Source organism: Westiellopsis prolifica IICB1 (assembly GCF_004323185.1).
In the GTDB taxonomy this organism is placed as follows: Bacteria; Cyanobacteriota; Cyanobacteriia; order Cyanobacteriales; family Nostocaceae; genus Pelatocladus; species Pelatocladus prolificus_A.
In genome coordinates, this window is the sequence record NZ_NAPS01000001.1 from 1,783,977 (window position 1) to 1,808,985 (window position 25,009).

Annotated in this window: 23 protein-coding genes; 12 read left to right on the forward strand and 11 right to left on the reverse strand. The window is 40.2% G+C overall.

Annotated features, from left to right (window positions below; translation table 11 throughout):
- Positions 1 to 375 precede the first annotated feature (375 nt).
- The 4 genes from B4U84_RS07565 (at position 376) to B4U84_RS07585 (ending at position 4,239) form a co-directional block, all read left to right on the forward strand.
- Positions 376 to 1,080, forward strand: a complete 705-nt coding sequence (locus B4U84_RS07565; protein ID WP_131116621.1) for a PspA/IM30 family protein — start codon at positions 376 to 378, stop codon at positions 1,078 to 1,080.
- A 367-nt stretch (positions 1,081 to 1,447) separates the two neighbouring features.
- The gene (locus tag B4U84_RS07575) at positions 1,448 to 2,239 is read left to right on the forward strand and encodes a PspA/IM30 family protein (RefSeq protein WP_131116627.1); all 792 of its coding nucleotides are present in this window, start codon (positions 1,448 to 1,450) and stop codon (positions 2,237 to 2,239) included.
- 319 nt (positions 2,240 to 2,558) lie between these two features.
- Entirely contained in the window at positions 2,559 to 2,888 is a 330-nt protein-coding gene (locus tag B4U84_RS07580) for a thioredoxin family protein (RefSeq protein WP_017308970.1), read from the forward strand.
- Between the two features lie 148 nt (positions 2,889 to 3,036).
- Positions 3,037 to 4,239, forward strand: coding sequence for an LL-diaminopimelate aminotransferase (locus tag B4U84_RS07585; protein WP_131116630.1), 1,203 nt, complete (start codon positions 3,037 to 3,039; stop codon positions 4,237 to 4,239).
- Between the two features lie 67 nt (positions 4,240 to 4,306).
- Here the strand turns inward: B4U84_RS07585 and B4U84_RS07590 are convergent, their stop codons facing one another.
- The 7 genes from B4U84_RS07590 to B4U84_RS07620 all read right to left on the reverse strand — a co-directional run bounded on the left by B4U84_RS07590 (position 4,307) and on the right by B4U84_RS07620 (position 11,496).
- Complete coding sequence (locus B4U84_RS07590; protein WP_017308972.1) at positions 4,307 to 5,275, reverse strand: TIGR03885 family FMN-dependent LLM class oxidoreductase; 969 nt, start codon at positions 5,273 to 5,275, stop codon at positions 4,307 to 4,309.
- Between the two features lie 280 nt (positions 5,276 to 5,555).
- Positions 5,556 to 7,262, reverse strand: coding sequence for an alpha-amylase family glycosyl hydrolase (locus tag B4U84_RS07595; protein ID WP_476425835.1), 1,707 nt, complete (start codon positions 7,260 to 7,262; stop codon positions 5,556 to 5,558).
- Positions 7,222 to 7,311, reverse strand: a complete 90-nt coding sequence (locus B4U84_RS07600) for a sensory rhodopsin transducer (protein ID WP_476425833.1) — start codon at positions 7,309 to 7,311, stop codon at positions 7,222 to 7,224. Before B4U84_RS07600 ends, B4U84_RS07595 begins: the two co-directional genes overlap by 41 nt.
- Positions 7,312 to 7,719: 408 nt before the next feature.
- The gene (locus B4U84_RS07605) at positions 7,720 to 8,346 is read right to left on the reverse strand and encodes a TenA family protein (RefSeq protein ID WP_017308975.1); all 627 of its coding nucleotides are present in this window, start codon (positions 8,344 to 8,346) and stop codon (positions 7,720 to 7,722) included.
- Positions 8,347 to 8,444: 98 nt separating this feature from the next.
- Positions 8,445 to 9,215, reverse strand: coding sequence for a pentapeptide repeat-containing protein (locus B4U84_RS07610; RefSeq protein WP_131116633.1), 771 nt, complete (start codon positions 9,213 to 9,215; stop codon positions 8,445 to 8,447).
- 193 nt (positions 9,216 to 9,408) lie between these two features.
- Complete coding sequence (locus B4U84_RS07615; protein ID WP_131116636.1) at positions 9,409 to 10,533, reverse strand: Gfo/Idh/MocA family protein; 1,125 nt, start codon at positions 10,531 to 10,533, stop codon at positions 9,409 to 9,411.
- A 633-nt stretch (positions 10,534 to 11,166) separates the two neighbouring features.
- Positions 11,167 to 11,496, reverse strand: a complete 330-nt coding sequence (locus B4U84_RS07620; protein WP_017308978.1) for a hypothetical protein — start codon at positions 11,494 to 11,496, stop codon at positions 11,167 to 11,169.
- 423 nt (positions 11,497 to 11,919) lie between these two features.
- On the opposite strand from B4U84_RS07620, the gene B4U84_RS07625 reads away from it, so the two are divergent.
- Entirely contained in the window at positions 11,920 to 15,258 is a 3,339-nt protein-coding gene (locus B4U84_RS07625) for a PAS domain-containing hybrid sensor histidine kinase/response regulator (RefSeq protein ID WP_131116639.1), read from the forward strand.
- Between the two features lie 99 nt (positions 15,259 to 15,357).
- Here B4U84_RS07625 and B4U84_RS07630 read toward each other — a convergent pair whose 3' ends face one another.
- A complete protein-coding gene (locus B4U84_RS07630; protein ID WP_131116644.1) occupies positions 15,358 to 15,570 on the reverse strand; it encodes a hypothetical protein in 213 nt (70 codons plus the stop codon).
- Here B4U84_RS07630 and B4U84_RS07635 point away from each other — a divergent pair.
- The 6 genes from B4U84_RS07635 (at position 15,569) to B4U84_RS07660 (ending at position 21,291) form a co-directional block, all read left to right on the forward strand.
- Positions 15,569 to 16,315 (forward strand): ABC transporter permease, encoded by a 747-nt coding sequence (locus B4U84_RS07635; protein WP_017308980.1) that lies wholly within the window; start codon positions 15,569 to 15,571, stop codon positions 16,313 to 16,315. The genes B4U84_RS07630 and B4U84_RS07635 overlap by 2 nt on opposite strands.
- A 356-nt stretch (positions 16,316 to 16,671) precedes the next feature.
- Positions 16,672 to 18,540 (forward strand): bifunctional serine/threonine-protein kinase/formylglycine-generating enzyme family protein, encoded by a 1,869-nt coding sequence (locus tag B4U84_RS07640; RefSeq protein WP_131116647.1) that lies wholly within the window; start codon positions 16,672 to 16,674, stop codon positions 18,538 to 18,540.
- 138 nt (positions 18,541 to 18,678) lie between these two features.
- Positions 18,679 to 19,140, forward strand: a complete 462-nt coding sequence (locus tag B4U84_RS07645; RefSeq protein WP_017308983.1) for a hypothetical protein — start codon at positions 18,679 to 18,681, stop codon at positions 19,138 to 19,140.
- 29 nt (positions 19,141 to 19,169) lie between these two features.
- Positions 19,170 to 19,541 carry a roadblock/LC7 domain-containing protein gene (locus B4U84_RS07650; RefSeq protein ID WP_017308984.1) on the forward strand — a complete coding sequence of 124 codons (372 nt, stop codon included), beginning with the start codon at positions 19,170 to 19,172 and terminating at the stop codon, positions 19,539 to 19,541.
- Positions 19,542 to 19,725: 184 nt separating this feature from the next.
- Complete coding sequence (locus B4U84_RS07655) at positions 19,726 to 20,280, forward strand: GTP-binding protein (RefSeq protein ID WP_131116660.1); 555 nt, start codon at positions 19,726 to 19,728, stop codon at positions 20,278 to 20,280.
- 54 nt (positions 20,281 to 20,334) lie between these two features.
- Positions 20,335 to 21,291, forward strand: coding sequence for a DUF4388 domain-containing protein (locus B4U84_RS07660; protein WP_131116663.1), 957 nt, complete (start codon positions 20,335 to 20,337; stop codon positions 21,289 to 21,291).
- A gap of 91 nt (positions 21,292 to 21,382) precedes the next feature.
- On the opposite strand, the gene B4U84_RS07665 is transcribed toward B4U84_RS07660, so the two are convergent.
- From B4U84_RS07665 to B4U84_RS07675, 3 genes are all read right to left on the reverse strand, one after another.
- The gene (locus tag B4U84_RS07665) at positions 21,383 to 22,510 is read right to left on the reverse strand and encodes a DUF6745 domain-containing protein (protein WP_131116666.1); all 1,128 of its coding nucleotides are present in this window, start codon (positions 22,508 to 22,510) and stop codon (positions 21,383 to 21,385) included.
- Between the two features lie 951 nt (positions 22,511 to 23,461).
- A complete protein-coding gene (locus B4U84_RS07670; protein ID WP_131116669.1) occupies positions 23,462 to 23,851 on the reverse strand; it encodes a GFA family protein in 390 nt (129 codons plus the stop codon).
- 23 nt (positions 23,852 to 23,874) lie between these two features.
- Positions 23,875 to 24,135, reverse strand: coding sequence for a hypothetical protein (locus B4U84_RS07675; protein WP_096675179.1), 261 nt, complete (start codon positions 24,133 to 24,135; stop codon positions 23,875 to 23,877).
- A 302-nt stretch (positions 24,136 to 24,437) separates the two neighbouring features.
- Here B4U84_RS07675 and B4U84_RS07680 point away from each other — a divergent pair, with 302 nt between their 5' ends.
- Positions 24,438 to 24,812: a DUF4870 domain-containing protein gene (locus tag B4U84_RS07680; protein ID WP_131116672.1), complete on the forward strand. Its 375-nt coding sequence runs from the start codon at positions 24,438 to 24,440 to the stop codon at positions 24,810 to 24,812.
- Positions 24,813 to 25,009: the final 197 nt, after the last annotated feature.

Sequence of the window (25,009 nt, forward strand, 5' to 3'; positions counted from 1 at the left end):
ATTTCGGCGAACACAAAAATCATTTCGGCGCACACAAAAATCATTTCGGCGCACACAAAAATCATTTCGGCGCACACAAAAATCATTTCGGCGAACCCAGAAACTAATACCAATTTGATAAAAGAATGCGACAGATGGATCTACAGAAATCTTATGCACCAAAGAGTTTCCTAATCCAAAATCTAAAATCCTGTTAGGGGAGAGTTGTCACACTTCTGCAAGAAGTCTATTCAGGATAGGGTGTAGGAGAATAGGGTAAAGGTAAGTCAAAAGTCAAAAGTCAAAAGTCAAAAGTCAAAAGAAATAATTAATATTCTTTTTACTTTTTGCTTGTTTGGCTTTTGAACTACCCCTAGAAAGTAGATGGAGGGCGAAATGGGACTAATTGATCGGATTGGGCGGGTAATTCGTGCTAACATCAACAGTCTGATTGGGTCTACGGAAGATCCAGAAAAAATTCTGGAAAAAACCGTTTTGGAAATGCAGGATAATTTGGTACAACTGCGACAGGGGATAGCAGCTGCGATCGCCAGCCAAAAACGCACAGAACGGCAAGCAGCGCAAGCCCAATCCGCAAGTGAAGAATGGTATCGTCGCGCCCAATTAGCATTACAACAAGGTAACGAAGTTCTAGCACGCGAAGCTCTCACCAAACGCCGTGCTTATGAAGAAACAGCCACAGGGCTTTATAATCAAGTAGAAGAGCAAAGTAGCGTTGTGGATCGGCTCAAAAAAGATATGCGATCGCTAGAGCTAAAGATTACCGAACTTAAAACTAAAAAAGATATGTATATTGCTCGCGCTCGTTCTGCTGAAGCCAGCGTGAAACTTCAAGACTTGCTAGAAGGTGTTTCTGGGACAAGTAGCTTGAGTGCTTTTGAGCGCATGGAAGAAAAAGTTCTCCAATTAGAAGCTCAAAAAGAAGCAATAGCCGTTACCGGAACAGATGAATTGGAAAAACGATTTGCAGACCTTGAATCTGAAGTAGATACCGAACTATCACAGATGAAAGCAAAATTACCTAGCAGTACGGAAAATACACAATCAACACCACAGCAATTACCCCAAGGTGAGAATTAAGCGCGATTGGGCAATTTGTAAATTAAAAGCATATCTTAAGAATAAGGGTTTATTAAGGATGAAGGATGAAAGGGAAAAGACGAAGGATGAAGGGTGAAGGGGGAAGGGTGAAGAGTGAAGGGTGAAGGGGAATGAGAACTCAATGAGTCTGAAAAGATTAAATTTAAATAAGTAGTTTTCATAAACTGCGTACAAATAAGAATATGACTCCGAAAATTTCTACCCTGATTCCCCGATCCCCGTTGCCCCTTATCCCCAGAGGGGGCCCCACCTTCCCCGATCCCTGATCCCTGATCCCCGATCCCCATTTTCAAATCCAGCTAATTGCCAAAGTCGCGCGTAAATCTTTCAAAGGAAAAACACAATTATGGGATTATTTGATCGTATTAAGCGAGTAGTCGGCGCCAACCTCAATGATTTAGTCAGTAAAGCCGAAGATCCTGAAAAAATGCTGGAACAAGCAATCCTGGAAATGCAGGAAGACTTAGTTCAGCTGCGCCAGGGAGTAGCTCAAGCGATCGCGGCTCAAAAACGCACCGAGAAACAATATAATGATGCCCAAAATGAAATCAATAAGTGGCAACGCAATGCTCAACTAGCACTGCAAAAAGGTGACGAAAATTTAGCACGCCAAGCTCTAGAGCGCAAAAAGACTTTTACTGAGTCAGGAACTGCTCTCAAAGCCAGCTTAGAACAGCAAACAGTTCAAGTTGACAGTCTCAAGCGTAACTTAATCCAGCTCGAAAGCAAAATTTCCGAAGCTAAAACTAAGAAAGAAATGCTTAAAGCTCGGATCACTGCTGCTAAAGCCCAAGAGCAACTCGAAGGTATGGTGCGAGGTATGAATACCTCCTCAGCAATGGCAGCTTTTGAGCGCATGGAAGAAAAAGTCCTAATGCAAGAAGCTCGCGCCCAATCAGCAGCAGAGTTAGCTGGCTCAGATTTAGAACATCAATTTGCGGCTTTAGAATCTAGTAGCGACATTGACGATGAATTGGCAGCTCTCAAAATTTCCCTGGCTCCTGCTAATCCCCCCAATCAACCACTACTACCCCAAGAATCTACCACTAACACCCAGCAACCAAACACTTCTAAATCCAACAATGAAGTCGTTGATGCTGAGTTAGAATCGCTACGCAAGCAATTAGATCAGATGTGAAGCTTTGATCATACTTTGGAAATGAATCCCACACCTTTATAGATGTGGGATTTTGCGTTAGGGGACATGGGAGTGTGGGGTGTAATGTAGAGACGCGATTCATCGCGTCTGGGTGTGGGGAGACACGGGGTAAAAGATTTAAAATGATTAGTACATTAAATTACATATATTTTATTTTTTGTCAACATTTATTTGTTAATAATTACAAATAGTTTATAGTGGTGATAATTATGAAATATTGACTATGGATGATTGACTAGTTTGGTATAGAGTAATTTTGTGTGTCAACTGATAACGATACCACCATTAGGAGACGGGAATGAGTAAGGGTGTCAAAACCATAACTGATGCTGAGTTTGAAACCGAAGTTTTGCAAGCCGAGGAGCCAGTATTAGTTTACTTTTGGGCTTCTTGGTGTGGTCCTTGTCAATTAATGGCGCCACTAGTGAACCTTGCTGCCAATACCTATAGCGATCGCTTAAAAGTAGTGAAAATGGAAATAGATCCTAATCCAATTACTGTTAAGCAATACCAGGTAGAAGGGGTTCCCGCCCTCAGACTTATTCAAGGTGACAATATTTTGGCATCTATGGAAGGAGTTATCGGTAAAGAAAAATTAATTAGTTTCTTAGATACTCACTTAAATTAGTCATTGGTAGAGACGCGATGAATCGCGTCTGTACAATAGTCATTGGTAGAGACGTGAGGAACATGGCGTCTGTGATTGGTCATTAGTATTTTAGACAAAGGACAAAGGACAAATGACAAAGGACTAATGACAAAGGACAAATACTCAAATGCAATTTGCCAAACGTTTACAGCCCTTACAATTTAATGTATTTGCCGATATGGATAAAGCCAAGGCGAAAGCTTTGGCTACCGGACAGCAACTAATAGATTTATCCTTGGGATCTGCGGATCTGCCAGCGGCATCACATGTAGTAGATGCGATCGCTCAGTCTGTCTATGATCAAAGTACCCACGGCTATTTGTTATTTCACGGCACTCAAGGCTTTCGCCAAGCTGCGGCGCAATGGTACGAGCAAAAATTTGACATTGCTGTAGATCCAGAAACAGAAGTACTACCACTGATTGGTTCTCAGGAAGGGACAGCCCATTTACCCTTAGCAATCCTCAATCCAGGAGATTTTGCTCTGTTACTTGATCCGGGTTATCCTTCCCATGCTGGGGGAGTTTACTTAGCTAGTGGTCAAGTTTACCCCATGCCACTACGCCCAGAAAATGATTTTTTACCCGTCTTTGCTGACATTCCTACATCCGTACTAGCACAATCACGGATGATGGTGTTGAGCTATCCACATAATCCTACCAGTGCGATCGCGCCATTATCTTTCTTTCAAGAAGCAGTCGCCTTTTGTCAGCAGCACAATCTTGTCTTGGTTCACGATTTTCCCTACGTTGATTTAGTCTTCCAGGAAAAGGAAAAAGAGAATTCAACAGAAATCCCCAATTCCAAATCTCTTGCTCCCTCGATTTTGCAAGCAGACCCCCAAAAAACCGTCTCCATAGAATTTTTCACACTTTCCAAATCCTACAACATGGCCGGTTTTCGGATTGGCTACGCCATTGGGAATGCTGAGTTAATTCGGGCTTTGCGCCAAGTTAAAGCAGCAGTTGATTTTAATCAGTATCGTGGTATTTTAAATGGTGCGATCGCGGCTTTGATAGGGCCACAAGATTTAGTCAAAACCTCCGTTGACAAATTTCGTCAGCGTCGAGATGTCTTTGTTAATGCTTTACATCGCATTGGTTGGCAAGTTTCTGTACCGAAAGCCACAATGTACGTTTGGGCAAAATTACCGCAACTGTGGAATCAGAATTCTATAGAATTTTGTACCCAACTAATAGAAAAAACAGGAGTTGCTGTTTCTCCTGGTGTTGGTTTTGGCAAATTTGGAGAAGGTTATGTTCGCTTTGCTTTGGTACATGAGCCAGCCATCTTAGAAACTGCTGTCAGTAGAATTGCTGAGTTTCTGTAGCTAAAAAACTTAGATGCAGCAAAGCTTTCAGGGTTTATATCTGTGTCATATTTTTCGTTAAATGGTATTAGTCTGTTGCTAACATTGGCACAACTTTCTCTCCAAACACCTCAATAAACTGCTGCTGTTCTCGATTGACGTTATGTAAAATCAATTCGTCAAACCCTAGTTCTATATCTTTTTGCAACCACTCAATATGCTGCTGCAAATCTGCTGAAATGCGGACGTGTTCGTTTAACTCCTCTGGTTGAATAAATTCTCCAGCTGCATCAAATTGTTGAGGAGTTCGTAATTCTGTCATCATTATGTTTTTAAAAATGTTGTTGCGCCACTGCTGATGGGCTTTTTGTTGCGCTTGTTCCTGATCGCGATCATAAGAAAGTTGGACTTTCAAAATCATGGGTTTGCCTTCTCCACCACCACGACGAAAAGCATCGACCACTGTTTTCAGTTTTTCTGGTGGACGAGAAATTGTAATCAATCCATCTGCCCAACTACCAAGCCATTCTGCGGTTTTAACGGTGATCGCAGCTCCAATAATTAGAGGTGATGTCTGGGGACGGGTATAAAGTTTTGCCTCTTCCACACAGACTAATCCGTGATGGGTTACTGTCTCTCCAGCCCAAAGGGCGCGGATAATATCGACACACTCTTTCAAACGGACATTGCGATCGCTCTTGCAAGGCCATTTGTCTCCAGTGATACGTTCGTTGAGTGCTTGACCACTGCCAACGGTTAGCCAAAAACGCTTGGGAAACATTTCCGCTAAGGTTGCCGCTGCTTGAGCAATAATAGCAGGATGATAACGCTGTCCAGGAGCGCAGACAATTCGATAACAAAGACTTGGAGTTGCTTGCATCGCTGCACCCAGCCATGACCAGGCAAAGCCACTTTGTCCCTGCTGTTCGCTCCAAGGGTAAAAGTGGTCAGAAGACAGAGCATGGGTAAAGCCAGCTTTTTCTGCCATCTGCACGTACTTTAGCAATTCACTGGGCTTAAATTGTTCATGGGAAGCATGATAGCCAATCTTTGCCATAAGTCTATTTAATAATTTATGTACGCAGTTGATGACCGAAGAAAGGCACTTATGCTGAGGGCAGAAGGCAGAAGGTTTAATAAAAAATTTATACCAAAAAATTCAGTCCTCTTCATTCTGCCATTTGGTTTCAAGCCCCCGAATTTATTCGTGGAAAAGATAATAAGATTTGTATCAAGATGCGTAGCACAAGATACAAGGCGTCCTTGTTAGAAACCCCTATATTTATTTATGGGGTTCCCTTCAGCATAAGTGCCTTCTTCCTTCTGCCTTCTCATGGCTACTTAATTCCATCAACTCGGAACCAGCGATAGCCGTATGCTGACAATGGGATAGAGCGAGTATCGCCATTAAGTGGTTCGTACTCGCAATTACAAAACAAATCAATCAGATACTTATGCTCTTGTAATTTGAGCGTAACAGTACACTCCTTATCTGCTAGGTTATGAATTGCAATCACCGCGTTACCTTCCCATTCACAGCAGTGGGCAAAAACGCATGGCTCTTCTGTTTCCAGAATGTGCCAATCGCCCCGACCTAACTCCGGACACTGCTTGCGAATCCGGATTACCCTTTCCATCCAGTTGATTAATGACTCAGGCTGACGCTGTTGGGTAGCAACATTAACTTTTTGATAACCGTATTCTCCCTGAGAAATCACAGGATGGGGAAGGGCATCACTAGAGGCAGTAGAAAAGCCGCCATTCAACTCATTTGACCATTGCATCGGTGTGCGGACGCTGTTTCTATCTTCGAGTGATAGATCATCGCCCATACCAATTTCTTCGCCATAGCGCACTAAGGGCGTACCAGGTAGACTAAACAAGAGGCTATAAATCAGTTCTATCCGCCGACGGTCACCTTTCACCATCGGTGGTAGTCGGCGCCGAATACCTCGTCCGTAAATTTGCATGTTTTCCTTGGGGGCAAAGGCTGCAAACACTTCTTGCCGTTCGGCTTCCTTAACTTCAGACAAGGTAAGCTCATCATGATGGCGGACAAAGTTCACCCACTGGCACACGTCAGGAATTTTTGGCAGGGTTTTTAATCCGTGACAGATAGGTGCTGCTTCTTGGCGAGCAAGAGCAAGGAACATATGCTGATTCAACCAGAAATTGAACAGCATATGCATACGATCGCCATCTCCAAAATAAATCGCAAGTTTATCTGGTTCTACGTTTGCTTCTGCTAACAGCACTGCATCACCACGACGGGATAAAAGAAACTCCCGCATATCTGATAGAAAATTGTCTAAATCAGATTTTTCTGCACCTTTGATCCCCATTCCCTCAATTAAGTAGGGAGCAGCATCTACGCGAAAACCAGATATGCCAAGTGCCAGCCAAAAAGCCATTATTTTATAAATTTCTTTCTGCACTGCTGGGTTAGCGATATTCAAATCAGGTTGTTCTTTGTAAAAGTGATGTAAGTAATAGGCTCCCGCCTTGTCGTCATACTCCCAAATACTGTCTTCTGTGCCAGGGAAGGCTACTTCTTGGGAGCCAGTTTTAGGCGGTTCCTTTACCCATACATAGTAGTCGCGATATTTGGAGTTTTTGTCGGTTTGCGCCGCCACAAACCAAGGATGTTGATTGGAAGTGTGGTTAACAACCAAATCAATAATTACGTGAATACCCCGTTCCCTTGCTTCATGCATGAACTCTACAAAGTCTCCCAAAGTCCCCAATCGGGGGTCAACGTTGTAGTAATCGATGATGTCGTAGCCATTATCACGGTTAGGGGAAGGATAGAATGGCAATAGCCACAGACAGGTGATTCCCAGTCCAGCCAGATGATCTAGCCGCTTAGTCAGCCCTTGAAAATCACCTACACCATCACCGTCTGAGTCTACAAATGTTTCAACATCTAAGGAATAAATGATTGCGTTTTTATACCACTGGTGTTTCATTGCAGTCACTTTACTAACCTCAATAGTAATTTCAAGATTAATTACTGCTGGCGTAAGCGATTGTACTGAGCAAAGCATTTTCACATTGTCTTGAATCAAGTCGTGTATGCTGCACAACTATTGGCACATCTGACTCAAAGACACTTGCCCAAAAGTTAAATTTTGATTTTATCTAAAATAAACTTTTTATTTATATTTATTTTTAATCATCATTATTAATCTTTAAAAAAGTAATCAATGCTAAATTATGTTGATAATGAACAATTAGATATTATTTGATGAAAGTTAATAAATTCTTCTAGCTCAGGTAATAATAATTACTATTCTTTAGACAGATTTAATTGTGTAAGTAGAACGATTTGAAAAAAGCAAACTATGTGAAGTAATGTAAAATTACTGGAATCTAGTTCGTAGTAAGGACTTTAGTCCTTATTTGAGGACTAAAGTCCTCACTACAAACCTTTAATTATTTACGCTGTTCTACTTATAAACAGCAGAAATAGCATATCTTAAAGGCTCCTCTACCCGTTTGAAACTACTCCCCAAATTGCCATGCTGCTTGAAAGAAGTCTTGCTCACACAACATAGCATAGCGATAAGTTGAGTGGACTGGATTAGAATTAGTTGCAAAACGCTCCACTAGACTTTCTAACTGTTGCACCAGTGGCTGAAAATCTGGACTGCTGTAAGTACGAATCCAATTGGCGTATTGATGCTCCGGAATACCATCTTGAGCCAACTTTTCTCCCAAAAAAGCGTATAGACGCATACAGGGAGACATAGCAGCAGCAGTTAAACCCACATCCCCACCCCAAGCAGTGGCTAGTAAAAAGTCTGTATAGTGACGCGTCGCTGCATCTGGTTGCACAGAACGTAAATCAACCCCCCACTGAGCAGCATAACCTTCATGCAGCCGCATTTCTTCCAATACACCACTAGCTAATTCGTGAAATGTGATAAACGCTTCCCAATCGGGTGCTTTGGCTGCGGCGACACTGTAAGCACGAGCAAATGCTTCTAAGAAAAAAGCATCTTGACCAACATAGTAAGCAAATTTCGCCGACGCAAGAGTTCCGTAAGCAATACCTTCAACAAAGGGATGTAATAAACAAGCTTGTGCTATATCTAGATTTGCTTCCCACAATTGCTTGGAAATAGTCATTTGTCAAGAGTCAATTGTCAATAGTCATTTATTGATTCTATCCATCTTCCTTGTCTCCCATGTCTCTCTTGTCTCCCTTATCCCCGCTTCCCAATCCCCTAAAAAGGTAAGAACTGGAGTAAGACTGAAGTCACACTTCCAAAAAAGTCCATAAAACTGGGTTTACCACGATCTAGCTGTGCTGTTTGGGGTGTTTGTAGTTGTTTAAGAAAAACTTGTGCTGTTTGTATTCCATCACGATCATTTTGATTTGTAAATAATTTTTCTGCCGCTTGGGCGTCTTGGAAAGCACCTTGTTGATCGAACAATTGGTAACGAGCAACAGCACGAGCTAAATAAGCACCAGCATAGTCTTGCTTGAGTGCGATCGCTTGATTAAAATATTCTAACGCCCGCTGCTGATTGCCTTTTTGCGCTTCGGTAACACCCCAAGCATAAAACTCTTCTGGTTTAGCAATTTGCGACGGGATACCGTAAGCTCCTTGCAAGTTGGCGCCGTTAAGATTCACTCCTGTTAAATCTGCATTGCTCAGATAGGTATTTCTCAAGTCTGTACCCATGAGAATTGTCCCAGTCAACTTAGCACCACTGAGGTTCACACCAAATAAGCTAGCACCACTCAAGTCTGCACCAGCTAAATCAGCACCACTGAGGTTAGCACGACTAAGATTAGCACCACTGAGATTAGCTCCTTTGAGATTTGCATTGCTCAAGTCAGCCATTACCAACCCTGCGCCGCTAAGGTCACAGTTCTCACATTTTTTACTAGCTAATAACTGTCTGATGTGTTCTGAATTTGCAGCTAAAACAGTTTGATTTAAGCTGATTGTAGCTATAAATGTGGCTATGGCTAGGATTTGCCTTTTCATTGTTTATACTGTTTTATTAACCTTACCTTAGACACATTTATACTCTAACTAAGATTTTTCAGCCAATCCCACCTTTGGAATTAAAAATTAAAAATGTAAAATTAAAAATTGGTTCGATTTTATGTATGAATCAAAATGTAAAGACGTAGCATTGCTACGTCTCTACAATGTTCAATGGTATTGGAATCACCTATTAGTTCCCAGATGGGTCAGCAGCATGAACTAAATCTGGTTCTTCTTCGTTGGCTGGAATTTGAATTACCTGTTTGATTGTTGGTCTTGTTTGTTCTGTAAACTCACCGAGTTCTACAGTTTTACCAGTTTGCGCCGATGCGATAATGGCACGAATAATACGAACATCTGCTAAACCTTCCTCTCCTGATGGTTCTGGGTCTTTACCATTCAGTATGCAGTCTGAGAAGTAAACAATTTCGGCAGCAAATTGATCGCCAGCAGGATAAGATTGCTCCTGAGTTTGGTTATCGATAGTAATTTGTTGCTTCAGTTCTCCTTGATAGGAATATGCAGAATCCATTCGTAAATCGCCTTTTGTTCCTAATATCTGCAAAGTAGAAACTGGCGCAACCCCAAAACTAGAAGTAAAAGTTGCCAATTTATCATCAGGAAAACGTAGAATTGCACTTGTCATTTCATCAATTTCTGCAAACCGCTGCTCACCATTATTTCCACACAATGCAACTACTTCTATGGGTTCATCTTGAAAAAGATAACGAGCGGCATTTATACAATAAATTCCCATATCATAAACTGTACCGCCACCATGAGAAATTGGTTCTAAGCGCACATTACCTTCGACTACTTGCTGAGAAAAGACTGAATTAAAAATGCGGGGACTACCAATTTTTCCTGAATTCACTATTTCTACTGCTTGCATATTGGCTTGATCGAAGTGCAAGCGATAAGCAATCATTAATTTGACGTTATTATTACGGCAGGCACGAATCATTTCTTCACATTCTTGTTCTGTTACTGCCATAGGTTTTTCACAAAGTACATGTACTCCTGCATTGGCAGCTTTTACAGTGTATTCACAGTGTAAATGATTCGGCAGAGCAATGTAAACTGCATCCGCAGCCCCACTTCTAAGAAATGCTTCGTATTCTTCGTAAGTAAAAGCAGGGACATCGTACTTTTCACTCAGGTCATGACGTTTAACTAGGTCATCAGAAAATAATGCTACTAATTTTGAGTTTTTGGCATTTTCAAAAGCAGGTAAAACTGTTTCCTGAGCAATCCAACCCAGTCCAATTACAGCATAACGGACTTTACTATTTTTTGGATTTGAAATAGTAGTCATAATCTTTGTCTCCATTCGATTAGATTGATTTTCAAACAATTTTGGATTTGAGATTATTCTGTCAAGAAGCTACACTTCGTGTGTCTATGAATGTTGGATTGATTACTTTGATGAATAAATACGGTTTACTCAAACTATAATTATTTTGAAAAATGCGTGTTTTATGCTTAAATATACATTCTTCTATTACAGAATATTATCTGAAGCGTCTTTTTTGAGAAATTATGAAATTAAATATTTGACTACTTCAATAATTGCAGGACTTACGCATGGGTAACGGAAAAACAAACCACAGAGAACGCAGAGGGCACAGAGAAATAAGAGTTTGGGCGGTTTTTTGCGTAAGTCCTAAATTGTAGAGGAACAGCTTTAGATAAATATTTCAAATCCGCTTTGGTCTCCCTCACCCTTACCAAAACAAAGAAGACATCTGTAATACCAATTCTATATGAAGACGCATACAAAGACCCCCCTCCCCTAACCTCCAAGCGCAAGCGGGGAGGGGTAAAATTCGGGAGCAGCTTCACGAAGAATTGGTATAACGGAAAGCATATCTCAAGCCGTTCCTATAAGTTAATTTTTATTTAGAATAACTAATGATGAACATGAATTGATCGTTGGCGATCAAATCAACTACCACCAAATTCTATTGCCATTTTCATCAACTCTTGCTTGTCGAATGACATCAGAAATTTCTTCAGCGTCTTTAACGTGATGAAGTGCTTTCTTTTCTCCATTTGGTTCATCTACTACAAAGTAGGTAGGAACAGTAATTTGGTCGCCTGTAATGTCAGGAGAATCTACAGCTACCTGTTGGCTTTTTTCTTCAATTGTTTGGGGTTCATCAGCAATGCGATCGCCAGGATTTGCTGTTAAATTTCTTTCTTTAACGTTTGGCTCGTCTTTGGAATGCCAATCTTTACTTACTGGTTGATTAATTTGGTTTTCTTGTTGGTCTGTCATAGTAAAATCTCTTTCGTTTTTAATTGATTTGTTACTACGACCACTTTAGTCAATTAAAACCTTATTTTGCTCCTTCGTCAGGAGTAATCTTGGTTTATGTATATTGATATAAATTTCCGAGACGCTAGTTAAGAGTGAATTGTTAGTTGCCCGTTAGAGCTTGATTTTTTTTAACAGGATATAAGCGATAAATTAATCTCTTCTATACAGACTGGTTTAGCTATAATTTTTCCTGGTGCAATTATTAAGATAATTACTAAAAACAATCTCTACTAACTAGCAACTAACAATTCAAATATCAAAATCAAACAAATAATAAAGATTGTTTATCCTCATTCTAAAGATAGAAAAATTTGTCATAAAATATGTATCATTAGAGATAAACTGAAATTAAGATATTGTAGATTTTATAAATATATAAAAATGCCCGACTTTGAGCAGCCTCTACAACCGCAAATCGATAACAAATTGTCTCAACAGCGGCATGTACCTGAACTATCTACAACAACAATGGTAGCAAATCAAGAGCAAGGGATGCTGCTTCAGCTTGTTGATGGTCGCATCCAGGCTTGTAATCCTTTATCTGAGCGGATTTTAGGAGTAAAAGCAGAGCAACTAATCGGGCGTAGTTGGCTGGATGAATCTTGGCGAACCATTAGTGAAGATGGTTCTCCTTTTGCTCAAGAAAATCATCCATTTATGGTTGCCCTGACAACAGGTCAAGCCTGTTTGAATGTGGTCATGGGATTATATCAGCCCCATGGTGAACTTGTCTGGCTACTGGTGAACTCGGAACCCTTGTTTTTACCAGGAGCAACTAGACCGCATACTATTATTACAACTTTTACTGAGATTATAGCCACATCAAATTTAGCATCGGTTTTTGAGCAAAATGAAGTTGCTTTGGCAACAGCCCTGAAGGAAAATCCTAATTTAATTCAAAAAATTGCTAGTAGTAGCTTAGGTACGCTGTATATTTATGACATTGTTGAGCAGGGTGTCATTTACATTAACACTCAAGTTACTCAGATCCTGGGTTACACTCAACAAGAAATTCAAACAACAGGGTTGCGATCGCTTGTGCAACGCATGTACCCAGAAGACTTTGCTCGGCTTCCCACTCATTATCATCGCCTCAACTGTGTTGCTGATGGTGAAGTAGTTAGCTTTGAATTTCAATATCCACATGCAAACGGTGAATGGCGTTGGTTACGTTGTTATGAGACGGTATTGAGGAGAACAACTGAAGGTTTAGCACAGAGGGTTCTGGGTTTTTGTGAAGATATTACTGATCGACGGCTAAAAGAAACCGCCTTACGACAGAGTCATGAACGTTTTGAGCTAGCAGCAGTAGCTGTTAACTGCCTAATATATGATTGGGATAGCAAAAGTGATACTGTACAAAGAACTCAAGGTTTAACAGAGCTTTTGGGTTACACACTAGAAGAAACTGAACAAACTGCCGCATGGTGGCGATCGCACATCCATCCCGATGATATCGAAGCAGCGGAAAGAAACTTTACAGAAAGTCTAGCAAAAGGAGACCGTTTTTGTACTCAATATCGAGTTCGTCACAAGGATGGCCATTATCTGTGGGTGGAAGATCGAGGATTAGCACTACGAAATCGCAAACAAGAGATTATCAGAATCGTTGGTGTCACCACTAACATTAGCGATCGCAAACAAACAGAAGCAGACTTACGCGAAAGTGAAGAACGCATCCGCCTAGCCACCAGCGCTGCTGAGTTAGGGATGTGGTTTTGGAATCTCACCACCAATGATTTAGTGTGGACAGCAAAATGCAAGCAACTATTTGGACTTGCAGCCAACACAGAAATGAGCTACGAACTATTTTTAAATTCTCTGCATCCAGATGATCGTCAGTTTACTCATGAAGCAGTCATGCAAACTCTGGAAGGCAAAGTTGGCTATGATGTGGAGTACCGCGTCATTTGGCCTAACGGGAGTGTACATTGGATTGCAGCTAAAGGTCGATGCTTGTACGATGACACAGGCAAAGCAGTGCGAATGATGGGTACTGCCCAAGATATTACCGAGCGCAAGCACACAAACGAAGCGCTATGTCAAAGTGAAGAACGCTACAGAATGCTGAGTGAAGCGATTCCCGAAATGATCTGGACATCAAATGCAGAAGGCATCACTGATTATACAAATAAACGATGGTGTGAATATTCGGGACTAACTCTAGAAGAAACTGTGGGAAATGGTTGGCAAAAAATACTGCATCCAGATGACTTGGAACCTACCATCCAACGCTGGCAAGAATCTTTACAAAATAGAATTCCCTTTGAAAACGAGCAGCGTTACAAAAGAGCAAGTGACGGTACATATCGTTGGCATTTAGTCAGAGCTTATCCTTTCAAAGACAAGCAAGGAAACATTATTAAATGGTTTGGTACTTGTACTGATATTGACGATCAAAAACAAATAGAACAACAACGCGCTCGCCTGCTAGAGTTAGAACAAGCAGCTCGTGCAGAAGCAGAAACCGCTAATCACGTTAAAGATCAGTTTTTAGCTATTCTTTCTCACGAATTGCGATCGCCCCTCAATCCCATCTTAGGTTGGACAAAATTACTCAGAAGCCGCAAGTTAGATCCAACAGCCACAGATCGCGCCTTAGATACTATCGAACGGAATGCTAAATTACAAATTCAACTAATTGATGATTTATTAGATGTTTCCCGCATTCTCCGAGGTAAACTGAGCCTAAATTTAGCTACCGTCGATTTGACAACAGTAATTAATGCTGCATTAGAAACTGTGCAATTAGCTGCACAAACTAAAAAAATTCAACTTGAGTATATATATCTCCCCACTTCCCCTGTCTTAGTTCAGGGTGACTCAAATCGCTTACAGCAAATCGTCAGTAATTTACTTTCCAACGCCGTCAAATTTACACCCGGTGGCGGTAGGGTGGAGGTGCGATTGTCTCAGGTGGTGGGAACTAGACATGGGGGAGATGGGGGACATGGGGGAGATGGGGGAGATGAGGGAGATGGGGAAAGTTCCTCCAATGCCCAATGCCCAATGCCCAATGCCCAATGCCCAATTACGAACTACGCCCAAATCACAATTATAGACACAGGTATGGGTATTTCTTCGGAGTTTTTACCCCACGTATTTGAATACTTTCGTCAAGCAGATAGCAGTACTACTAGGAAATTTGGTGGTTTGGGATTAGGATTAGCAATAGTACACCACTTGGTCGAATTGCATGGTGGTATAGTTACAGCTGATAGTCTAGGAGAAAACCAAGGAGCTACATTTACAGTAAAGTTGCCTCTCATAGAACAACAATCAGGTATTGAGGAAACAGACACAGAAAAAGAAGCAGATAAATTTAGCTCCTCATACCTAGCCGGACTGCGGATACTGGTAGTTGATGATGATACCGACACACGGAATTTTCTGGAATATTTATTAAAAGAGTATGGAGCGACAGTAACTGTTGCCAAATCAGCAACTCAAGCTCTCACGACTTTAGCACAGTTGCAGCATGACTTATTAATCAGTGATATTGGGATGCCTGAAGTAGATGGTTACGGTTTGATAGAGCAAATCAGAACCATACCTCCAGAACAGGGTGGAAATATTCCAGCGATCGCCTTAACTGCTTACGCCGGAGATAGCGATCGCCAAAGGCTATTAGCAGCAGGTTTCCAGAGTCATATTGCCAAACCAGTCGATATCGAGCAATTACTCCTAGCGATCGCAGATTTGTGTCGCTTTTTGGGGTAGGGGATTGGGGATCGGGCATTGGGGATCGGGCATTGGGGAGCCAGTGCGTTGCGGAGGTTCCCTCCGTTGTAGCACCTGGCGTCATTGGGAAGAGACTTGTCAAATCATTCTCCCCACACTCCCCACACTCCCCACACTCCCCACACTTCCCATCTCCCCTAATTTATTGACTTTAATCTTCAGATGTGCTAGCTTATCGCTGATAAAATAACCAAAACTCAAAATAACAAGGGTGAATATATCTAAATCACAAAAAAAACCGCGTGTCTTATCTTGGCAAGCGGTTTTCTCGCTATTAATGTTTGTATTCATGTATCTACCAATCTTGGTACTTGGATTTTATAGCTTTAATAATTCACCTTACAGTGCTGCATGGCAAGGTTTCACCCTAGATTGGTATCGCCAACTCTTGAAGGATGAGCAAATTTTGTTGGCTTTAAAAAACAGTTTAATAGTTGCTTTGAGTGCTGTAGGTATCTCAGCTGTGTTGGGAACTTTAATGGCGGTAGGTTTGGCACGGTATCAATTTCCGGGTAAAGCATTATATCGCGGAATTTCTTATCTACCGTTAATTATTCCCGATATTGCGATCGCAGTAGCTACCTTAGTCTTTCTTGCAGCAATTGCTATTCCCCTACTTGGCATTTCTTTGAATATATGGACTATTGTCGCAGCCCACGTAGTATTTTGTCTTGCTTATATCAATCTAGTTGTTTCAGCGAGATTGACTAACATAGATCCCCACTTAGAAGAAGCCGCCTTAGATTTAGGAGCTACACCAGTACAGGCTTTTGTGCAAGTATTATTACCTCAATTAATGCCTGGTATTATCGCTGGTTGTCTATTGGCGTTTGTCCTAAGTTTAGATGACTTTCTCATCGCCACCTTTACTGGTGGTAGCGGTTCTAACACTCTACCAATGGAAATTTTCGGCCGCATTAGAACAGGAGTCAAACCCGACATTAATGCTCTAAGCGTCATCTTAATCTTAATCTCAGCAACAGTCGCTTTGATCGCCGAATTAATTCGCGCCTCTTCAGAAAGAAATAGGCAATAGTCACTAGTCATTGGGCATGGGGCATTGGGCATGGGGCATTGGGCATTGGTTATTCTCCCCACACTTCCCCGCTCCCCGCTCCCCGCTCCCCGCTCCCCAATATTACCGCTTGACAAGAGCGATCGCTTCCGTTATTATCCTTCTCAGAACGGAAAACCGTGCGCTCATATTTATTTATATTTAAAAGGTTCTCAGGTACAGATAAACAAGTAAATAAAGGATTTCTTCATCTGTATGACACTTTGTGTGAGAAGATCACAGATGAGAGAATTTTGGTGCTTATTTGTCCACACATCTGTTTTCAATATAGATAGTATTGGGCCTACTCTCGAAAAGATGTAATATCTGGCTCGGCTATGCTAATCTGCCAAAATCCGAATTGCTCAAATCCCTTCAATGCTGATGGCAATAGGTTTTGCATTAGTTGCGGACAAAGCAACTTTGGCGAATTTTTACGCAACCGCTACCACGTATCAAGATTGTTAGGCGAAGGTGGTTTTAGCAGAACTTATGCAGCAGAAGATGTGGATAGACTTAATGCTCCCTGTGTCATCAAGCAATTTTTTCCCCAAGTTTATGGTACATCGGAACGTACCAAAGCGGCAGAATTATTTAAAGAAGAGGCTTTTCGGCTGTATGAACTCGGAGAAAATCACCTACAAATTCCGAGATTACTAGCTTACTTTGAACAAGGTACAAGTTTGTATCTAGTACAAGAATTTATTCCCGGAAATACTCTTTTTGCAGAAGTTTATCAAGAAGCTTTTACTGAAGAAAAAATCCGAGAAATTTTAGCTGACTTATTACCAGTTCTAGATTTTATCCATTCCCGTAACGTCATTCATCGCGATATTAAGCCAGAAAATATTATTCGCCGTCAAAACGATGGCAAACTAGTATTAATTGATTTTGGTGGTGCGAAACAAGTCACACAAACAAGTTTAGCCAGACAAGCTACAGTTCTATATACACTTGGTTATGCACCCAGTGAACAAATGGCAGGATTTGCTTGTCATGCTAGTGATTTGTATGCTTTAGGAGTAACTTGTGCGCGTCTCATCACTGGATGTTTACCGATTAGAGATGCTTACGGGCAAATTTATGACCGCCTATTTGATCCGATGACTTGTAAATGGTTATGGCGACAAGTCCTAGAAGAAAAAGGCATTACTATTAGCGAAGACTTAGGAAATATTTTAGATAAATTACTGAAACATTTAGCTTCAGAAAGATATCAATCAGCAGCAGAGGTTCTCAAAGATTTAAATCCCCCAAAATCATCTTCTCGATTACCCGTTATCTCTGCGACAACCTCAATTTCCACACCCCACCCAATCCCATTACCAACAACCATCCCACAATTAGTTACACCTGGATTTCCAGCTCTAGAAGCTTTTGAATTTGACACAGTTACCGTAGACTCTAGAGGTAGGGAAATTAAGCGTGATTGTCACATTGCCAATTACTATACAGAAGGGTTGGGAAATGGGGTGACTATGGAAATGGTAGCTATCCCCGGTGGTAGTTTCTTAATGGGTGCTACTGAAGAAGAAGGAGATGCTGACGAACGTCCACAACATCAAGTCACCGTCGAACCCTTTTTTATCGGGAAATATCCTGTTACCCAAGCACAATGGAAAGCAGTTGCAGCTTTACCTAAAGTCAAACAGTCTTTGAATCCTTATCCTTCTAAATTTAAAGGTGCTAATCGACCGGTAGAAAATGTATCTTGGCACGAAGCAGTAGAATTTTGTGCGCGCTTGTGGAAAAAAACCAGGCGACATTATCGCTTACCCAGCGAAGCGGAATGGGAATATGCAGCTCGTGCTGGGACGAAAACACCTTTCCATTTTGGTGAAACAATTACTTCTGAGTTAGCTAATTGTAGTAGTGGCGAATCTCCAGAAATCAGAAGTAAATACCGCAAAGAAACAACACCTGTGGGTAGTTTTGGTGTGGCAAATGCTTTTGGCTTATATGATATGCATGGGTTAGTCTGGGAATGGTGTGCTGATCCTTGGCATAAAAATTATGATGGCGCTCCCACAGATGGAACAGTATGGGAAGTCGGTGGAGATATGCATCGTCGTGTATTGCGCGGTGGTTCTTGGAGTTTTAGTCCAGAACTTTGTCGTAGCGCCAGTCGCAGCTGGAACGAAGCAGATGGGGGATTACGGATATGTGGTTTTCGAGTTGTGGCGACTTCTTTTGGCTCTGGAGTTTAGCAGGGCTTGCGGAGAAAGTTCATTTTTCCAAGCCAAAGCTTTCGAGTATCTTTACCAAAAGTGCGTATAAATTCTATTCTCCTAATCAAAACTCAACAGAGATAATTTGAGGTACAGATTTCGGGGTAGAAACGCTATATGTTGCGTCAAGAGTTGGGAGATTATTGTAGTATTGTCTGCTTCAAGGCGGCAATTGTAGGAATGGAAGAAGCACTGGGAGAGAAAGTGACTGCAATTGCGCTGAGTGCGGCTGGTCGTTCTCGTGGAAAGCAGTTGGCAGAGGAATTAGGTTTAGTCGATCAATCAATGGAATGGGATGTATTTGTAGACAAGCTGAGGTTTGCATTAGGAAAAGAAGGCACTCATTTGTGCATTATTGAAAAAATAATTGAAGAAAATGATGTAATAAAAGTCTATGCTTCAGAGACTTTTTGTTCGGCAAACGAGCCTCAAGGTTCACCACGCAAATCTACTTTTACATTAGGGGCTGTTTGGGGAGTACTGGAAACTGTTAAGGCAAAACGCTATCAAGGTAAACATACAGAATCAGTACTTCGAGGCGGAAGTCATGATGTTTTTGAGTTTACGCTTTTAGGATAAACATTTTAATTTATTAGGGAAGCACTCCAATGCCTATCAATGCAGTCAAAATAGACAGTATTATCCAGAACTTTGTTAGCGCTACAAGTGATATTCAAGGAGCTACCTTAGTATCTCCTGATGGTTTATCTTTAGCTGCGGTATTACCTACTGGAATGGATGATGATAGAGTATCAGCTATGTCAGCAGCAATGTTATCACTAGGTGAAAGAATTGGTAGTGAATTATCAAGAGGTAATATTGACCGTATATATGTAGAAGGAACTAAAGGATACGGTATTCTTACAAGTTGCGGTGAAGATGCAGTCTTGCTCATATTGGCTAGCGAATCAGCTAAACAGGGTATGCTAATGTTAGAGATTAAACGATTGGTTGCAGAGTTGAAATTAGTTTTAAATTAAGATTACATTATTAGGCTATAAAACTAATGATGTCTGGTTTCAATCCAGGAAATATTCACATAGAGTTAATATACAAATATATCGAACTTATGGAATGTTTCGTTTTTAATTTTAGTTCACTTGAAAAATATTTTTCAAGTGAGCTTATTAGCTGATTTTCGTTGTTAAGCATATCACTATTGTTATGGAAATAATGCGTTTAGTTGTAACTGGTCCCGTGGGGGCTGGTAAATCAACTTTTATTCGTTCTGTGAGTGAAATCAAAGTTGTAGATACTGACCGAAAAGCCACAGACCAAGTAAGTGATTTAAAAAAATCTACCACTGTTGCTTTTGACTTTGGTCGGTTAACTTTTGGTTCAAATATGGTGTTGCATATATATGGTACTCCAGGTCAAGAAAGGTTTGATTTTATGTGGGATATGTTGATTAGTCGAGCACATGCTTACATTTTGCTTGTATCAGCACATCGCCCTCATGAGTTTCGTTATGCACGTCGTGTCACTTCTTATATGAATCAATTAGCATCAATTCCCATGATTGTAGGTGTCACTCATGCTGATTATCCTGATGCTTGGTCTATAGAAAATATTGCAATTGCACTTGGGTATGTTGATGATTTAACGAGACCACCATTTGTTACAGTCAATGCAAATCAAAATGCGTCAGTGGTTCAAGCTTTAATTAAACTAGTACAGCATTATGTACAAACTTCAGCAATAGGTAAAATCACCGCATAGTCCATAGATGTACTTTTTGAGAAGCATTTATCCATAACTGTTAAACCTAATAATATGGCATTTACTGGTTACTTATCCAAATATTCTTTACCAGAATTATTTCAATTTATAGAGGAAGGTTTTAAAACAGGTTTACTGACAATTCATAACTTTCTTGATACTTCTGGTAGTATGACGCAAAGTTATTATATTTGGCTGCGTCAAGGTCGTCTTGTTGCTGCGGCTAATCGCTTAGATAATCAAGGATTAGTCTCGATTATCAGTCACCGGGGCTGGGCAAGTTCAGATACAATAGTCAAAACATTTAACCGTTCGCCAAATATGACGATGGGATTATGCTTGAAATCGCAAGGAATTTTACAGGCAGAACAGTTGAATCTATTATTCAGAAGTCAAATAACATCACAAGTTACTCCTTTATTTCAACTTCAAGATGCCGAATTTGAATTTAATTTTCAAGCGACTTTGCCCAATGCGGAAATGACGGGATTGAGCATACCTGCAACAGAGGCAACTCTGATTGGATTGCGAAGAGTTAAAAATTGGACTTTTTTAGAAAATAAGTTGCCTGATATATCTTCATCTGTACTACGTAAAAATCATTCCCTACCTCACTTACATCTCGATGCATTTGAAAGAAAAGTGTGGGAAAGTGCTGATGGTAAAACTACACTTATAGATATTGCCAGAAAAAATCAGATAACTTTAGAACAAATTCAATATGCAGCATTTAGATTAATAGTTAGTAATTTGATAGAAGAAGAATTTATTATTAATTCTACTAGTCAAAACTATACTCAATCTAATTCAAATGTTCAAAAAGATGATGAATTCGATGTCTCTCTACAATTGACTTACAATTCTCCAAATTCTGCAACACGAGAAAGTCAAATTACTGCTATTCGAGAATATAATGTGGAGACAGTTCTAGAATCTAGTGAAAAGAAAGCTTCTTTGAGTCAGTCATTTCTAGATAATTTAATGGTTTTTTTACAATCTCAAGCAGGGTAAAGTCATCTAAATCGTGGAGGTATTTCTTCTCCTACCCAAGCCAACCACAGAGGTTTTGATACCTTCAAGTTGCCTTTGATAGCTTTGAAACTCAAGTTTGCACAGCAAATTCTGCTGGTGTAACTCCCCAATTCGCCCAGGTAATGGCTTCTTGTGCTGATTGTACATGAGGTGGTACACGTAACACATGAATATATCCTGTGCTGGGACAACTCATTTTTAAAAGAAAAATTGGTTCTACATCCACATCGTTTTCTATTTTTAATAATGTATATTCTTGATGTTGATCTAATTCCGCTGCTTGTAATTGTTCGATCATCCGAGCATAACCAATACCCTGAATTAATACTCGTCGTAGTTCAGCATTATCTTCTTGTAGCAACCATTCTGCTTGCCATTGGTGGGGATGTAGCTTACCGTATTTTTCCGGTAAGATGACACCATGAGAGGCGTAAAGTTTATACCCATCAGCAAATTCGATCGCACTTTCACCTTCGGCGTGGAGCTGATTGTCACTATCAAAGCATAATTTAGTGGGGCGATCGCACACTACTGCTACTTTTTTATAAGGAAAAATCCAACCACAAGATTTAGCTAAAGATTGAAATAGCTGCAATAACTCTTGCTCGCCAGTGTAATTTAATGCAGATTTCCAAAAATCTAGCCAACTAGAATAACTACAAAAGGTAGCAGCCGGTATGAAATTACTATCATATTGTTCACCCAATTCAATTTGTAGTTGGTGATATAGTTCTGATAAGTTGACTTCGATTTCTAATTCTGTGATATATCCTAAATCAACTTGGAACTGCTGTTCTAAAGATTTCATGTATGAAATAAATCGATAATATAATGTTGTATGAATATGTACATTTACATTATCGGGTCTTTCAATAGCAAGATGATTTTGGTAAAACCTTGCTTGTTCGGGAAACAATTTTAATATACTTAAACGCAACTGCAATAATCTTTGAATTAAGGGTGAAACAATCAAATACTCAGAGTTTGGTAAAGTCTTACTCATAGCCTCATAAGGGCTTTCACAAAATATTATTTGTGGCATGGCAAGACCGCAAAAAGCGTAAATCTCTTTAACTGTCTCGGCAGCTTTTTGTCGGTCGATTCGCTTAGTTGAAAGAGCGATATTTTTCCACTTATGTTTATAAAATTTAATTAATTTCTCTTGTTCTGGACTTAACTTTGTAAATTGGTATGACATACTACAACGAGTTTAGTTGATAGATTTTTGATTTTATTAAAATAACTTCAATCTTCCGAATCTGCCACAGTGTTTGTTAATCTTTCATCTTGTAATAGTTACAATCACCCAGCAAACAATCAAAAAAGTTGTTATGATCTTCGTAAAATCCACATTCTCTATTGCAAATTAACAAATTATTGTATACATAATAAATAACCTGAATGTTTACATCATACAGGTATCTCTTCAAAAATCAGAATAAATGTTACTATTGCCCAGCTAATTTTAGAGATAACATTAATAATCATGAGAACACAAGTTACATGCAACAAGAATATATATCTTGAATCAATATTTATCTATCTATACATAAATCAAATTATTACTCCTAAGTTCATAGTACTTGAGATAGTACCGCTACCTTGGAGGTCAAAAGTCCGTAGTGAGAGTAGAGGTATCCATTTTAATGTTCTGTTTATTTGAGTGAGATTTAGTCTCAGATTGCTACAGTATAGTTCTTTAGTATAATAACTGTCAGGTACTTCACGGTTTATTTATAAAATTAAAGTCTTTTTTTATACTTATTATCAAAGAAAAACTTTTGGGTTGAATTATACAATTAAGTAAGTCGGCAGCAATAAATCTAAACTATGTTACAGAAAGTAAACAACCCTAAAATTCTTACCAATGACCCTTACGGGTACTCTACCTTGAAGCCGATGAGCGCGTCTACGCCAGTCGCACCCTGCGGGTAGACACGAAGTGGCTTCTGAAAGTAGCCGCTACGCGTCTACATGGGGGAGACCCCCTGCGTACCCGTCGCTGGCTCACAAATGACGACCCCAACGAGTACCAGACGTGCCAATAGCGCTATAGCGCATGGCTTCGCTAAGGCACGTCTCTACACTTAAGATCCCCTATTTCTTATAGAAGTAGGGGATATTGTGGAATGCTATAACCAGATTTCACCTATCGCAACTTGTGTATATTTTGCTCCCAATTTGCGCCGTCAAAAGGTATAATTTCAAAGTTTTGAACTACATCACCATCTAAGCAACGGATGTTAACATCAATACTGTCAGGATGACTGCGAGGAATATAAAAAGAGTGTATTCCACAAATGCGACAAAATTTGTGTTGGGCAACTCCTGTATTAAATGTGTAAGTTGTTAGTACATCATCGCCTTGTAGTAAGGTGAATTTATCTTGTGGCACAATTAAATGCAAGAATCCTTTTTTTCTGCAAACAGAACAATTGCAATCGTCTGCTTTGTGTCTATCAACTATAACTTCAAAACGTACCGCGCCACAATGGCATCCACCTTGGTAAGTGGTTGATTCTTGGATATTGGCTGTCATGTGATGTGGATTAATGCTAGGTTTCAGGCATGTAAGTTAGCTTGTTCTTGCAACCAAGAATCTACAGGTTGTCCATCTTTGCGTCGCAATTCAATTTCTACTACCATAACTTCTTTAGACCCTGGAGGAGCTGGTTTTTTGTGGAAAATAATTTCATAATCAGCAGGGTTATGATTACGCTCTTTCAACCATTCTTGGACTTTAGTTGTCGCGAAAAATGATTGTCCTTGTTCAAACATCTGGGTAATTTGCATTTGTAAAGAATAAGGATTTAGACGACCCATTTTTTACCACCTTGTTTAAGTAATGTTAAATTCAGGACTTTGCCTTACTTTATGTTATCTGGTGTTGCTAACTTGATCAGATACATTAGGTCAACGCAAACATCAGCTAGCTAAACAGTACCAATAAAATCAGAGAGTTCGGTAAACCTCATTACAGATCATTCATCAAGAGTAGCCAAAGTTAATCTATCTACAGAAAAAGGTTGTAAACTGATTGGTACGGCAACCTGCAATACTCAGTTGAGATTGGCGATCGCTAAAATTAAAGCGAAGCAAGAAAGCGAATAGGAGAAGCCACCAGGATGCACACAACATACAATTCTGATAAGCGCAAATTGCTATCATCTTTGTCTCATGGGGCAATTTTTTTTAGTACAGCATTATTTTCGATTGGGGTTCCCATTGTAATTAACTTAATATCCGATGATCCAGTAGTCAAGACCAACGCCAAAGAATCAATTAATTTTCACTTCAATGTTTGGTTTTGGGCAACAGTAATTGGAGTACCTATTGGGGTTCTATCTTTTTTGACCTTTGGGATTGGTGGAATTTTGTTTTTCCCTGTTGTTGCTTTCGGTTTTCTACTGCACTGGGGACTGACTATTTGGGCTTTGTTAAAGTGTTTCAGTAATCCGGATGAACCTGTTCGTTATCCGTTTATTTTCCGACTGTTCTAAGTACAAATGTAGAGACGCGTTCACCGAAGGTGTTCCCGAAGTCATTTGTACCAGACGCGATTCATCACGTCTCTACAATAGTCATTGGTAAGGGTTCGCCAAAATGATTTTTGCGCTCGCCGAAATGATTTTTGCGCTCGCCGAAATGATTTTTGCGTGCGCCGAAATGATTTTTGCGTGCGCCGAAATGATTTTTG

Excerpts from the sequence above, each read along its gene's own strand:
- B4U84_RS07645 (WP_017308983.1), top strand. The coding sequence starts at position 18,679 with ATGTTGCGTCAAGAGTTGGGAGATTATTGTAGTATTGTCTGCTTCAAG.
- B4U84_RS07630 (WP_131116644.1), bottom strand. The coding sequence starts at position 15,570 with ATGAATACAAACATTAATAGCGAGAAAACCGCTTGCCAAGATAAGACA.
- B4U84_RS07665 (WP_131116666.1), bottom strand. The coding sequence starts at position 22,510 with ATGTCATACCAATTTACAAAGTTAAGTCCAGAACAAGAGAAATTAATT.
- B4U84_RS07580 (WP_017308970.1), top strand. The coding sequence starts at position 2,559 with ATGAGTAAGGGTGTCAAAACCATAACTGATGCTGAGTTTGAAACCGAA.
- B4U84_RS07680 (WP_131116672.1), top strand. The coding sequence starts at position 24,438 with ATGCACACAACATACAATTCTGATAAGCGCAAATTGCTATCATCTTTG.
- B4U84_RS07610 (WP_131116633.1), bottom strand. The coding sequence starts at position 9,215 with ATGAAAAGGCAAATCCTAGCCATAGCCACATTTATAGCTACAATCAGC.
- B4U84_RS07660 (WP_131116663.1), top strand. The coding sequence starts at position 20,335 with ATGGCATTTACTGGTTACTTATCCAAATATTCTTTACCAGAATTATTT.
- B4U84_RS07565 (WP_131116621.1), top strand. The coding sequence starts at position 376 with ATGGGACTAATTGATCGGATTGGGCGGGTAATTCGTGCTAACATCAAC.
- B4U84_RS07670 (WP_131116669.1), bottom strand. The coding sequence starts at position 23,851 with ATGACAGCCAATATCCAAGAATCAACCACTTACCAAGGTGGATGCCAT.
- B4U84_RS07625 (WP_131116639.1), top strand. The coding sequence starts at position 11,920 with ATGCCCGACTTTGAGCAGCCTCTACAACCGCAAATCGATAACAAATTG.
- B4U84_RS07590 (WP_017308972.1), bottom strand. The coding sequence starts at position 5,275 with ATGGCAAAGATTGGCTATCATGCTTCCCATGAACAATTTAAGCCCAGT.
- B4U84_RS07635 (WP_017308980.1), top strand. The coding sequence starts at position 15,569 with ATGTATCTACCAATCTTGGTACTTGGATTTTATAGCTTTAATAATTCA.
- B4U84_RS07655 (WP_131116660.1), top strand. The coding sequence starts at position 19,726 with ATGGAAATAATGCGTTTAGTTGTAACTGGTCCCGTGGGGGCTGGTAAA.
- B4U84_RS07605 (WP_017308975.1), bottom strand. The coding sequence starts at position 8,346 with ATGACTATTTCCAAGCAATTGTGGGAAGCAAATCTAGATATAGCACAA.
- B4U84_RS07675 (WP_096675179.1), bottom strand. The coding sequence starts at position 24,135 with ATGGGTCGTCTAAATCCTTATTCTTTACAAATGCAAATTACCCAGATG.
- B4U84_RS07650 (WP_017308984.1), top strand. The coding sequence starts at position 19,170 with ATGCCTATCAATGCAGTCAAAATAGACAGTATTATCCAGAACTTTGTT.
- B4U84_RS07640 (WP_131116647.1), top strand. The coding sequence starts at position 16,672 with ATGCTAATCTGCCAAAATCCGAATTGCTCAAATCCCTTCAATGCTGAT.
- B4U84_RS07615 (WP_131116636.1), bottom strand. The coding sequence starts at position 10,533 with ATGACTACTATTTCAAATCCAAAAAATAGTAAAGTCCGTTATGCTGTA.
- B4U84_RS07575 (WP_131116627.1), top strand. The coding sequence starts at position 1,448 with ATGGGATTATTTGATCGTATTAAGCGAGTAGTCGGCGCCAACCTCAAT.
- B4U84_RS07595 (WP_476425835.1), bottom strand. The coding sequence starts at position 7,262 with ATGCTTTGCTCAGTACAATCGCTTACGCCAGCAGTAATTAATCTTGAA.
- B4U84_RS07585 (WP_131116630.1), top strand. The coding sequence starts at position 3,037 with ATGCAATTTGCCAAACGTTTACAGCCCTTACAATTTAATGTATTTGCC.
- B4U84_RS07620 (WP_017308978.1), bottom strand. The coding sequence starts at position 11,496 with ATGACAGACCAACAAGAAAACCAAATTAATCAACCAGTAAGTAAAGAT.